Source organism: Micromonospora sp. NPDC005806 (assembly GCF_042871425.1).
GTDB lineage: Bacteria > Actinomycetota > Actinomycetes > Mycobacteriales > Micromonosporaceae > Micromonospora.
Map to the genome: position 1 here is coordinate 1 of NZ_JBIAIL010000054.1, position 11638 is coordinate 11638.

12 protein-coding genes and 2 pseudogenes are annotated in these 11638 nt (G+C 66.8%); 11 read left to right on the forward strand and 3 right to left on the reverse strand.

Annotated elements, in window-relative coordinates; genetic code table 11:
• Nucleotides 1–1442: 1442 nt before the first annotated feature.
• On the reverse strand, nucleotides 1443–2189 hold the full coding sequence (locus ACFYOS_RS32830) for a hypothetical protein (protein ID WP_387150079.1): 747 nt from the start codon (nucleotides 2187–2189) through the stop codon (nucleotides 1443–1445).
• Between the two features lie 377 nt (nucleotides 2190–2566).
• On the opposite strand from ACFYOS_RS32830, the gene ACFYOS_RS32835 reads away from it, so the two are divergent.
• From ACFYOS_RS32835 to ACFYOS_RS32850, 4 genes and pseudogenes are all read left to right on the forward strand, one after another.
• Nucleotides 2567–3316 (forward strand): Tn3 family transposase, encoded by a 750-nt coding sequence (locus ACFYOS_RS32835; protein WP_387150082.1) that lies wholly within the window; start codon nucleotides 2567–2569, stop codon nucleotides 3314–3316.
• 287 nt (nucleotides 3317–3603) lie between these two features.
• Complete coding sequence (locus ACFYOS_RS32840; protein ID WP_387150154.1) at nucleotides 3604–3933, forward strand: Tn3 family transposase; 330 nt, start codon at nucleotides 3604–3606, stop codon at nucleotides 3931–3933.
• 2 nt (nucleotides 3934–3935) lie between these two features.
• On the forward strand, nucleotides 3936–4337 hold the full coding sequence (locus tag ACFYOS_RS32845) for a hypothetical protein (RefSeq protein ID WP_387150085.1): 402 nt from the start codon (nucleotides 3936–3938) through the stop codon (nucleotides 4335–4337).
• 122 nt (nucleotides 4338–4459) lie between these two features.
• Nucleotides 4460–4804: pseudogene (locus ACFYOS_RS32850) on the forward strand (transposase); the annotation flags it as partial.
• 129 nt (nucleotides 4805–4933) lie between these two features.
• On the opposite strand, the gene ACFYOS_RS32855 reads toward ACFYOS_RS32850, so the two are convergent.
• Entirely contained in the window at nucleotides 4934–5680 is a 747-nt protein-coding gene (locus ACFYOS_RS32855; protein WP_387150087.1) for a helix-turn-helix transcriptional regulator, read from the reverse strand.
• An 88-nt stretch (nucleotides 5681–5768) separates the two neighbouring features.
• Here ACFYOS_RS32855 and ACFYOS_RS32860 point away from each other — a divergent pair, with 88 nt between their 5' ends.
• The 6 genes from ACFYOS_RS32860 (at nucleotide 5769) to ACFYOS_RS32885 (ending at nucleotide 10770) form a co-directional block, all read left to right on the forward strand.
• The gene (locus ACFYOS_RS32860; RefSeq protein WP_387150090.1) at nucleotides 5769–6212 is read left to right on the forward strand and encodes a hypothetical protein; all 444 of its coding nucleotides are present in this window, start codon (nucleotides 5769–5771) and stop codon (nucleotides 6210–6212) included.
• A gap of 72 nt (nucleotides 6213–6284) precedes the next feature.
• On the forward strand, nucleotides 6285–7538 hold the full coding sequence (locus ACFYOS_RS32865; RefSeq protein ID WP_387150094.1) for an NAD(P)/FAD-dependent oxidoreductase: 1254 nt from the start codon (nucleotides 6285–6287) through the stop codon (nucleotides 7536–7538).
• Nucleotides 7535–8638: a transaldolase gene (tal, locus tag ACFYOS_RS32870; RefSeq protein WP_387150096.1), complete on the forward strand. Its 1104-nt coding sequence runs from the start codon at nucleotides 7535–7537 to the stop codon at nucleotides 8636–8638. The genes ACFYOS_RS32865 and tal overlap by 4 nt, the downstream gene beginning before the upstream one ends.
• Nucleotides 8639–8686: 48 nt before the next feature.
• Nucleotides 8687–9391, forward strand: coding sequence for a GTP cyclohydrolase I (folE, locus tag ACFYOS_RS32875; protein ID WP_387150098.1), 705 nt, complete (start codon nucleotides 8687–8689; stop codon nucleotides 9389–9391).
• Between the two features lie 6 nt (nucleotides 9392–9397).
• Complete coding sequence (locus ACFYOS_RS32880) at nucleotides 9398–10264, forward strand: dihydrofolate reductase family protein (RefSeq protein ID WP_387150100.1); 867 nt, start codon at nucleotides 9398–9400, stop codon at nucleotides 10262–10264.
• 350 nt (nucleotides 10265–10614) lie between these two features.
• Nucleotides 10615–10770, forward strand: a complete 156-nt coding sequence (locus ACFYOS_RS32885; protein ID WP_387150156.1) for a hypothetical protein — start codon at nucleotides 10615–10617, stop codon at nucleotides 10768–10770.
• Between the two features lie 140 nt (nucleotides 10771–10910).
• On the opposite strand, the pseudogene ACFYOS_RS32890 reads toward ACFYOS_RS32885, so the two are convergent.
• Nucleotides 10911–11026: pseudogene (locus ACFYOS_RS32890) on the reverse strand (very short patch repair endonuclease); the annotation flags it as partial.
• Between the two features lie 245 nt (nucleotides 11027–11271).
• On the opposite strand from ACFYOS_RS32890, the gene ACFYOS_RS32895 reads away from it, so the two are divergent.
• Nucleotides 11272–11637: an SCP2 sterol-binding domain-containing protein gene (locus tag ACFYOS_RS32895; protein WP_387150103.1), complete on the forward strand. Its 366-nt coding sequence runs from the start codon at nucleotides 11272–11274 to the stop codon at nucleotides 11635–11637.
• Nucleotide 11638: the final 1 nt, after the last annotated feature.

Genomic DNA, 11638 nt, shown 5'->3' on the forward strand with positions numbered 1-11638 from the left:
CGGCGCTCTTCCTGTTCGGCCGCAGTCGGCTGGAACGGGTCGTCTTCAACCGGCTCGCCGTGCGCCGCCTCGTCGGCATCGCCGCTCTGGTCCTGGACCGACATCCCAGACCGGGAACTGATCGAACATCTCCTGAACCAGGCCTATCGGCGTACCGGAGGAAAAGCTCAGGGGATGCACCGGACATTCCGAGCACTGCGTCCGGGTTGGTGCGAGGCCAGGGATTGCGTCCCCAGCTCGTGTAGAGCCGGACAGCCTCGCTCTTCGCCGAATCAACCATGGCAGTGGTAGTGCAGATCAGTTGCCACATGTTCGATCGTGTCACGTGCTTGTGGATGTACAGCCATCCGTACAGCCAAGCCAGCCGACGGACAGGAGCGACGAGCGACGGCGGCCGACAAGTCGAGCAGGTAGGCGGCAGTGGCCGACGCCGGCCGACAGCAGTCTTGATCTTTGCAAGGCAGGGGTCGCCCCGCGAAGCTGCCAGTTACGGTCTGTCGACCGGTGATGACCGGTGACGACGGAGGTAGCGATCACGCAGTCCGTGGAATATTCGGTGACCGAGCGGAACGCCAACCAGGAGACCAACAACAAGCGGCAGGTACGACTTCACGAAAGGAGCCGCGAGCACGACGCTGGCTAACCAGGTGGCCGCGCCACCGACCGCGCAGACGACGAACAGGTGAGCGCCAACAGCCCACCACCCCTCGTCCTCTTCGAACGCCCGCACCATGCTCGGGAGCATGCCATGAGGTTGCCCTCCGCGGATAGCATCGCCGGGCTACCCGAGGCCACTCGGTTCAGAGCTGACCGGCGCCACGGGCCTGGCCTCGTCTACCTCGGTAGTGACCCCGCTTGACCCCAGCGCGGCGCAACCAAGCGCCATCAGGAGAACATCGGGGAGGCGGGACTAACCTAGGTCAACTTGGCAGTACGACGGGGTGGGGACCGAAGCTACGTGATCACCGGTGAGCTGAAGAGCAAGATCGACCGCATCTGGGATGCCTTCTGGTCGGGCGGGATCTCGAAAGCTACTCCCCGTGCGAGGCGTCCCGTGCGCTGCGCGGACCTGGACCGGGCGGGACCGCGGGGGTCGGGCGGTCCCGCCCGGTCCAGGAGGCCGCGCACCCGACCTTCCTCCCCAACCGGCGCCGGACGTCCTAACGCCGTTACAACGACAAGTCGCAGTGCGCCCACGCATCCTGCTCGCTCGTCTCTTCCGTGCGCTCGAACGGCTTGGCTTGCCCCCCGAGAGCCCGGAAACCGTTGCCTCGCAGCGGTTTCCGGGCGGATTGCCTGACGTGGCGCACATTCCGTCGTGGCTCGCTGGCGATGGAGGCCGCACTCGGCGCGACTTACTCGTGCTCGGCGTGCACCACCCCAGTAGCCCCGGGTCCGTTTTCCGCGGAGTTCTGATCTGCCGCGAGTCCGCGCCCCGTCAGTCAGGGGCGGTCGAAGGTGAGGCTGAAGTCGCCGGCGGCGTCCCGCTCGCCCGTCGAGATCTGTGAGTTCGCGCTCGTGACGACGACGCCACCGGATAGCGGCAGCTCGTTGAAGACGTTGTGAGTGAGCTTCACCATGCCAAAGTCGGGGACCGAGAGTGGCATAGATTCTGCGCCCAGAACGCCGAAAGCCCCGAATGTGAGCGAGGTTTCGTGGGCACCCGCCAGGGCGACGATTGAGCTACCCGTGTCCTGGTTGCGGACCGTCGCCGCCGCGTTGCCCCCTGACGATGTGACCTCCAAGGTGACGCGGGTTCCGATGGCGACCTGCCCCGTCGTCTCGAAGGCCCCCACGGTCGCCCTGATAAAGGCAAATGGCGCGCTGAGACCGTGGCACCCCACGACGACGACTGCGGTAGTGTGTGGCGCTCCGAGGTCGGCCTGCCCCCCGAGACCGATGCTGACCGCTTGCTCCTCCGTGGTCATGCAGACCGGCGAAGGCACGACGAGTTCAGCGCTGGAACGGGAGATGTCGAGCGTTTGGGCCAAGGTGTAACCCGCGATTGCGGCCGACGTCGGGCCTGCCGATGGTGCTGGCGCCGGCGTGGGAGTTGGCGTCGGTGATGGAGCAGGTTTCCGCGCGGCATGGACGGCTGCGGCCTGCGGCGGCGCCGCGACCACGCCAATGGCGAGTGCGGAACCGACGACCATCGCCCCGACGAGGGCGATGGTGCGGATGTTTCTCATGACGTTCTCCTGTCGCGTGAAGAGGCGGCCGTGGTCGGTGGCTCCGCAACCGTCCCGCCTCCCTGGGCAATCTAACAGCAAGAGTTATGTCTTTTACAAGACCCCTCAGCATCTCGCATGCGAGAGCTTGGGCCCTGCCTAGCGGCTCCGGCGCGTTTACGAGCCCCACAGGCGTCGGGCGGTGCTGAACAACCCGGCCATGCAGGGAGCGGCGGACCGCGACGCCTACGTGATGTGCCTGCTGACCGGCCTGCACGCGGCGCTGCGCCGGCGGGACGTATTCGCTTACCCATCGCTGCGCTGCCCAGCTGCTCGTCGGCCCGCAATGGCTCGGCGTACGCGACGAGGTCCTGGCCGGTCTGGGGCTGACCGGACCGGTGACCGAGCATCTGGCGCAGATGTGCGGCACCCTCGACGGGGCGTGGCGGCAGCTCGCCCAGCGCATCGAAGAGGCCGGACCGAAGGCCAGCGTCCGGATCCTGTCGGGCGAAGGCGGGCGGATGCGCGTGTCGGTGGAACGGCTGGAGAAGCTGGGCGACCCGCCGTCGCTGGTGGACCTTCGCAAGCGCGCCGCCGCGATGATGCCCTTGGCGGACCTGCCCGAGCTGCTGATGGACGTGCACTCCTGGACCAGGATGTTCGACGCCTACACCCACGTCGGCGGGCTGACCACCCGGTTGGATGACCTGCCGGTCACCCTGGCCGCGCTGCTGATCGCCGACGCCTGCAACGTCGGGCTCACGCCGGTGATCCAACCGCGCGAGGAAGCGCTGACCCGCGACCGACTTTCACACGTGGACCAGAACTTCGTCCGCGCGGACACCCACGCCGTCGCGAACGCGCGCCTGGTCGACTTCCAGTCCCGGATTCAGATCACCGACCTGTGGGGCGGTGGCATGGTCGCCTCCGTCGACGGGCTGCGGTTCGTGGTCCCGGTCCAGACGATCCAGGCCGCGCCCAGCCCCAGGTTCTTCGGCTACAAACGTGGCATCACCTGGCTGAACGCGGTCAACGACCGGTTCGCCGGCCTCGGCGCGATCATCATCCCGGGCAGCATGCGCGACAGCCTGCACGTCCTCGACGCCGGACCCCGCCCAGAGATGGTCACCACCGACACCACCGACTAACCAGACATCGTGTTCGGTCTGTTCCGGGCTACCGGCTTTTGGCTCGCATCGCGGATACGGGCGGCGCGGCGTTCCGGCGCGCCGACCCGCCCGGCCAGGCCCCGGGCGACTACGGGCCGCTGAACGCCATCGCCCGCAACAAGGTCAACCTGGAGGGGATCCTCACGCATTGGCCGGACATGCTGCCCGTGGCCGCACCAACCGGGTGCGGGCGTACGACCTGCTGCGGATGCTGGCCCGCGACGGCTACCCGACCCGCTGGGCAGGCCCTGGCCGAGTAAGGGCACATCGCCAAGACCCTGCACCTGCTCGCGATGATCGACCCGGTGGACGAGACCTATCGGCGAACGGTCACCCGCCAGCTCAACATCGGCGAATCCCGGCACTCCCTGGCCCGCAAGATCCTGCACGGGCAGCGCGGCGAGATCCACCAGGCGTACCGGGCCGGACCGGAAGACCAGCTCGGCGCTCTCGGCCTGGTCCTCAACGCCGTCATACTGTGGAACACCCGCTACATCGACCTGGCGGTCAACCTGCTGCGCGCCGAGGGCTACCCAGTGCGCGACGAGGACGCCGCCCGCTTGTCCCCGTTGATGTACGCGCACGCCGAGGAGTGAGGATGCGCGTCCGCGACATCGAACCCGGCCGCGACTACGGCCGCGCCCGCGCCGGGTACCTGCCCGACCGGGCCACCGTCACCTCCGTCACCGCGCAGCGGGTGTCCTACGTCGACGACCGCGGCAAACGCGGCCACGCCCGCCCGAACGAGATCGCCCTGCACGGCGCCGAAGCAGTCCGCAACCTGCTGCACGACATCGCTCGCGATACCTGGATCAGCGGCGCGTGGCTGGCCTACCACCCCGATCGGGCCGCCGTCGCCGAAGACGACGAGTACGGCATCAGCATCCAGCTCACCACCCAACCGGCTCTGCGGCTGGCCGCCCTGCTGCAAGTCCAGCCCAACCCAGCGCCACGCCGGAACCGGAAGCCTGGCCAGGCTCCAAGAGGCGGTATCCGATAGGGGAACCCTCAACGGACAGCTGCTGCCCTCGGTTGATGTCCGACACGGAGGCAGTGAGGTATCGCCACCCGACGCTCAAGCCCACGCCCAAGATCACCAAGACCCAACCCTTCAGCCGAAGAATCTTGAGCCAGGTTCTTGACGTGGGACAGACCGCGTGGGCCCGCGTGTGGGAGCTTGCGTTTCGGCGGGCCGAGGTGATCGGCCGGCTCGCCTCGGGTCCGGTGGTGGGGCACGCGGCGGCGGATGCGGCCGCGGTGGCGCTGGGCTTGTCATGTCGGCAGGTCTACGTGCTGGTGCGCCGGTGGCGGGAGGGCTCGGGCGTGGTCACCGATCTGCTTCCCGGCAAGTCCAGCGGCGGCCGGGATCGGCAGCATCTTCCAGATCCGGTGGAGGCGGTGATTCGAGAGGCGCTGCGTACGTGCTATCTGACCAGGCAGCGGCGTTCGATGGCCGCGGTGCATCGGGCGTAGTAGAGGCCTTGATAACGAGCCCCATCATCGATGATCTGGCCTGTCGGACAACCTCAATTACCCTGAAATCGCCCGATTAATCTTGAATATGGGAATGTAGGGACACGATCGGCCTAACGTCAGTTAGGCTATGCCGCCCTTTCCGGTGGTCTGTGTCGAGGGCTGCCTTGGATAGCTGGTCGTATCGGCCTCGGAGGTCTCATTGTCGGGGTTTCGGGCAGCGTGGACGCAGCATCGGTCGGGTCCGGGGTCCAGGACCATCGTGTACCGGTCATCACCGGTGCCCTCGGCGACGCCGCGGAGTAGCTGGAGATTGAGTCCGCAGATCAGTTGGGTGTGCTGGCGCGCCAGCTGGTGGAAGGGGCAGTTGCCTAACCTCCAGCCGTCGCAGTCGTCAGGGCGGGGCTGGAAGCCGTAGTTGTCCAACGCGGCCGCCAGCGAACCGGCGGTAGCGCCGATTTCTCGGCCGGCGTTGTAGGCCATCTCCCCGAGGACGTCGTGCACCGGCTGACCGCTGGAGGCCGACTGCTCGGTGGCTGCGGCGAGGAGCTCACCGGCCAGGTCGTAGCGGCGCTCGGGGACGCTGACTGCGACTTCTGAATCCGGTCGCCGATACAACTTGGCAGGACGCCCGGCGCCGGGGCCGCTGCGCCCACTGAGCCGCCGGTATTCGACGGCCAGTAGGCGCTCGGTAACGAGTCGGTCGAGGTGGAAGGCCGCGGTGCTGCGCTTGAGGTCCAGGGCTTCGGCTGCCTCATCGCGCCCGACAGGCTCCGAGCTGCTGGTGACGTACTCGTAGAGGGCGCGGCGCACCGGGTCATCGAGCGTGGCGACTGCTGCAAGGCGCTGTACCCAGGTTCGCTCGTCCATGATCCGATTCTAACGCTAGTCAGGCTTGACGGAAGACCTACCAACTTCTAAAGTCAACGGCGTTCAGTTTTAGAAGGAGGCATTCGCCATGGCCAGCATTCCGCTCATCACGACCAGCCGGTCCGCCAGCAAGCTCCGCGCCCTGGACCCCTCTCGCCAGGCGTTCCTACTGCTTCGCACCGTTTTCACGGTTGCGCCCATCCTGTTCGGCCTGGATAAGTTCACCAATCTCCTCGTCGACTGGCCCCGGTACCTCGCTCCGCTGGTCAACGATGTGGTTCCCGGCACCGGTCAGCAGGCGATGTACGCAGTAGGGGCCGTGGAGATCCTCGCTGGGGTGATCGTGGCAGTGCGCCCGCGTTACGGCGCGCCGCTCGTGGCCGCGTGGCTGGCGGGCATCATCGTCAACCTGCTGCTCATCGGCGACTACTACGACATCGCCCTGCGGGACTTCGGGTTGTTCATCGCCGCCCTGGCATTGTTCCGGCTCGCTACCGCCCACGACGCACCGGATCGACACACCAGCCGCTGATCTGCGGATGCGGTCCACGCCTGCCTTCCACGGCCTACATCATCGCCGCGCCCCGAACTCAGGAGACAACCCATGTCCACACCGCAGACATACATGATCGTCGGCGGGGGCCTAGCTGGCGCCAGAGCCGCCGAGACCCTTCGCCAGGAAGGCTTCGACGGGCGGGTACTGCTCGTCGGCGCTGAGCCCGATAGGCCGTACAAGCGCCCGCCGCTGTCGAAGGGTTACCTGGCCGGCACCAGCGGGCGAGAGAAGATCTACGTCCACGACGCCTCCTGGTACGCCGAGCACGACGTCGAACTACTCCTGGACACTCGGGTCACCGCACTGGATGCGGCCGCCCATGCGGTGGCTCTCGATAACGGCAGGCGTCTCGGATACGACAAGCTGCTGCTGGCCACCGGTGCCTCGGCCCGGCGTCTCGGACTGCCCGGCGCGGACCTTGCCGGGGTGCACTATCTGCGCGAGGTCGCCGACGCCGACCGGCTGCGAGAGGCCCTCACCGGCGGGGGGCGCAGGATCGTCGTGGTGGGTGGTGGCTGGATCGGGCTGGAAACGGCGGCGGTCGCCCGAGGCTACGACAATCACGTCACCGTCGTGGAGCAGGGCCCCACCCCGCTGTATGCGATCCTCGGCCCTGAGGTGGGCGAGGTCTTCGCCAGCCTTCACCGTGAGCACGGCGTGGACCTACGGGTGCGCACTGGTGTCAGCGAGCTCCGCGGCGTAGCGGGGCAGCTCACTGCCGTGGTCACCGACCGTGGCGAGGAACTGCCCGCCGACATCGCGATCGTCGGGGTTGGCGCCCGGCCGAACACCGAACTCGCCGAGGGTGCAGGACTGACTGTGGATAACGGCGTGCTCGTCGATGTTGCCTTGCGCTCGTCGCACCCGGATATCCATGCCGCCGGCGATGTGGCCAACCCGTTCTCTCCCCTGCTCGGGCGGCATCTGCGAACCGAGCACTATGCCAATGCCAAAAAGGCAGGCCAGGCCGCAGCGCGGTCCATGCTCGGCCGGCCCGTCATCTACGACCCGGTGCCGTTCTTCTACACCGACCAGTACGACCTGGGCATGGAGTACGCCGGGTACGCCGGCCCCGGCGACTACGACCGCATCATCTACCGGGGCGGCCTCGACACCCGCGAGTTCGTCGCCTTCTGGCTGGCCGGTGACCGTGTAGTGGCCGGGATGAACGTTAACGTCTGGGATGTCAGCAATCCGATCCAAGACCTCATCCGCAGTGCTACCCCCATCGACGAGCAGCGCCTGCGCGACTCGGACGTGCCGCTGGAAGAGCTGGTCGCAGTCAGCGGGGGCGTGGCATGAACCGGCTGGAGCAGCTCCGCGGCGCCGGGGTGTCGATCTGGCTGGACGACTTATCTCGGGAGCTGCTCGACAGCGGGGACTTCGCCGACCTGATCTCCGATCGGGCAGTTAGTGGTGCTACGTCCAACCCGACCATCTTCGCCCGGGCCCTCACCGGTTCCGAGCGCTACGACTCCCAGCTACGGGCCGCGGTCGCCTCCGGTGTCCGCGACCGGCAGGAGTTGTTTTTCCGGCTGGCTCTCGATGATGTCGGCCGGGCCGCGGACCTGCTGCGTCCGGTCTTCGAGGCAAGCGGCGGGCGCGCCGGGTTCGTGTCCTTCGAATGCACCCCGGATCTGGCACAAGACACGCAGGGCACCGTTGAACAGGCCTGCCAGCTGTGGCAACGGCTTGATCGACCCAATGTCATGATCAAGGTACCGGCAACCGGAGCCGGCATACCTGCGATCGCCGAACTCACCGCCCGCGGCATCAACGTCAACGTGACCCTGCTGTTCTCGGTAGCCCGCTACGAGCAGGTCATCGACGCTTATCTCAGCGGACTCGAACAGCGCCTGGCGAACGGTTACGAGATCGGGGGCATCACCTCCGTCGCCTCCTTCTTCATTTCCCGGATCGACGCCAAGGCCGATGTGATGCTGCCGGTCGGCTCAGATTTGCGCGGACAGGTGGCCATCGCCAATGCAGCACGCGCCTACGCCACCTACCGCCGGTATGTCACTGGCCGGCGGTCGGCAAGCCTTCACGATGCCGGGGCACGTCCCCAGCGACTGCTGTGGGCCAGTACCGGGGTGAAGGATCCGGCCTATCCCGACGTGCTCTACGTCGAGCGCCTCATCGCCCCGGACGTGATCACCACGATGCCGAGGGCCACCCTCGAAGCCTTCGCCGACCATGGCTCCGCCGACCACGCTCTCATGACAGAGACCAAATCAGAGCAGGTACTCGGCCGGGCCGCGGCTACCGGCCTCGATCTTGATGCACTCACCGCCGATCTCGAACGCGAGGGCGTCGAGGCGTTCTGGGACTCGTACCACCAGCTACTCAGCCATATCGGCAACAAGTCCGACGCACTCACCGGACACGTCGCAAAGCTCTGACGCCGGGCCCTGCGGCCACTGCTGAAAGACCACGAGGAGGGAATTAAGATGACACAGGTAGAGCCCATGCCCTCGTCCCTGGAACACGACTGGGCGCCGACCCGCCTGCCAGCCACCATCGAAGGCGTAGGGAGGGGGCACCAGCTCTCCCCGCGGCTCATCGACGGTGACGATTGGAAACGCTTCGAGAGCCATATCGGCGAGATCTTCACTGCATTCGGTCTGGACCTCGCTACCCCCGGTACCCGCGAGACCCCGCGGCGCTTTCTTCAGGCCCTCTACGACGCCACAGCAGGCTACGACGGCGATCCCAAGCTGCTGACCGTGTTCCCCGCCGAAGGCCACAACGGAGCAGACAGCCTCCCCGGCCAAATCGTGGAGGGTCCCATTTCCTTCCACGCCCTGTGCGAACACCACGCCCTGCCCTTCCACGGCGTGGCCCACGTCGCCTACGTGGCCGGCGAACAGATCATCGGCATCTCCAAGCTCACCCGACTGGTGCGGTTGTTCGCCCGCCGCTTCACCGTCCAGGAGCGCATGGGCGAGCAGATCGCCGACGCGCTCACCGAAGCCCTCCAGCCGCACGGCGTGGCCGTCCGGCTGGAAGCCGAACACCTGTGCACCCAGATGCGCGGCGTCCTGGAAGAACAATCCCACACGGTGACGACCTTCTGGAGAGGCGCCTACGGCGAGGACGTCGAACTGCGCCGGGAATTCCTCCACGAGGCACGCGACCGCAACGGTCAGAGGTGACCGGCGATGACCGACACCATGACCACAACCCAAGCCACCTCCTTGCAATCCCTCGAGGTGCTCTACGAGGCCCAAGAGCTCTCCCCCGACCTCCCTCACCAGCTGCAGACTCTCTACGGCGGGCCGCTGGGGATCACACCCGGGGTATACGCGAACTTCGTTGCGACCCTCGATGGGGTCGTGGCTCTGCCCGAGGTTCCCGGATCCAACAAAATCATCAGCGACAGCAGCCAAGCCGACCGCTTCGTGATGGGCTTACTGCGCGCCACCGCCGATGTTGTACTCATCGGCTCCGGTACCCTTCACAGCTCGCGACACGGCCGGTGGACGGCCGAACACGCATACCCACCGGCAGCACGTGCCTACGCCGAACTGCGTCGCAACCGCGATCTGCCAAGAACTCCGTTGCTGGCGGTACTCACCGGCAGCGGCAACATCAACCCCGGCCATCCCGCCTTGGAGGAAGGTGCACTGGTGCTCACAACCGCCCGAGGTGCCGAGGCGCTGCGAAGCCGTTTGCCCTCCGCTTCTAGCATCTTGTCCCTGGGTGAAGGGCCCAGACCCAACCCCGCCCGAGCTCTCGACGCACTGCGCCAGCGCGGCCACCGACACATCCTGTCGGAAGCCGGGCCGCACGTATTCGGCACGCTCCTGGCCGCCGGAATCATCGACGAGCTTTTCCTCACTTCCTCACCCCTCCTCGCCGGGCACTCGCCGCACGGCAGCACCTTTAGCCTCGTCGAAGGAACCCAACTGCTGCCGCACACCCGAGTCGAAGGCCAACTCCTCAGCGTGCGCCGCCACACAGCCCACCTGTTCCTGCGATACGCGTTCCCAAGCGGTTCTAGGGCTGACGGACCCGGCAGGGAATGAAACCTTTGACCTGATGCCCTGTCCCGTGACAGCCGCAGCTGAACAGTTCGTTAGCCGGCGAATCCGGAACAAACGACTCGCTGGGAACGCACACTGTCCGTACGGGAACTTGTGCCGGTTCCGATCGGTGAATACGGCTTGATCGGTAATACCCGCACAGCGGCGCTGGTTTCACTATGGGGTTCGATCGACTGGTTGTGTCTGCCGCGCTTTGACGGTGAACCAGTCTTCGGCCGGCTTCTCGAGCATCGCGTCCTGGATGCGCCCGTCCAGGGCCTCGAAGGGCCTCCATTGATGTTGCCCCGCCCGGTAGCGCTGGCCGGCGCCCTGCCAGACCCGGCGCAACTTCCTTGGCCGCGCCGAACCGCAGCCTCGAGGCCGCCGCCACCGCGATGTACCTGGGGACCGGCGAGATCACCGCCCGTGGCCCGCTGGCCCACCTGTTCCGCGCCCAGGCATACGTGCCGGTCCCGCCCGGCGACCCGCCCGATGGGGCAAGGTCATGAGAGACATCCGAGCGATGATCGACGAGGCCCACCGCGATCTGAGCGCCGCATCGCGCAACATGCGGATGCTGGGGACAGCCGTGCCAGAAGCAGCCGCGCACCTCGACGGCCACTCGGGCGGGCCGAAAGACGATGTCAGCAGTCATCCAGAGGCCCGGAAGCGGCTTCGCGTAAACTCGGTATCGGAGCCCATCGCATGAAGCGCCCTCCGCAGCGCCAGCTCCGGCTTGGTGTCGCGGCTCCGATTCGACTGCATCGAGCGCGAGCGGGACGGGGTGTGCCGGTGGGTTGACCGATGCGCCAGCAGGCATCGATGAGGCGGGCGGTCTGGTCGCCGTCGGGGTCGGCGTAGTCGCCGATCGAAATGATTCACCCATTATGGGTGATGCATGGTCATCCTCTCAGGCGGACTGTGTGGGTAAGGAATCACTGTACCCGTTATGGGTGCGGATGGAGGTTTCGCATCGCCCGGGCACAAGATCCGTAGGGAGGGGAAACCCGATGCCGGACGCGATAGAGGAATTCTTCGACGGGCTCGCTCAGCGCGGACACGAACGGCTACTGGAGTTGGTCACAGGCACCGTCCGCTTTGACATCTCACGCGACGGTCAGACCGACCACTGGCGGCTCACGATCGAGCATGGCGACATCGCGGTGTCGCGGGAGAGTGCCGAGACGGCCGAGTGCGTGGTACTCGCCGACCGGGCGACCTGGAATCGCATCGCAAGCGGCGAGCTGAACCTTTTTGCGGGGCTGCTCCGCGGGACGGTGGTCGTCAAAGGCAGGACCGAGCTGATTGTCCTGATCCAGGGGCTTTTTCCCGCGCATCCGCGCGTACCGCAATCCGGTCTCACCTCCGGGAGGTAGC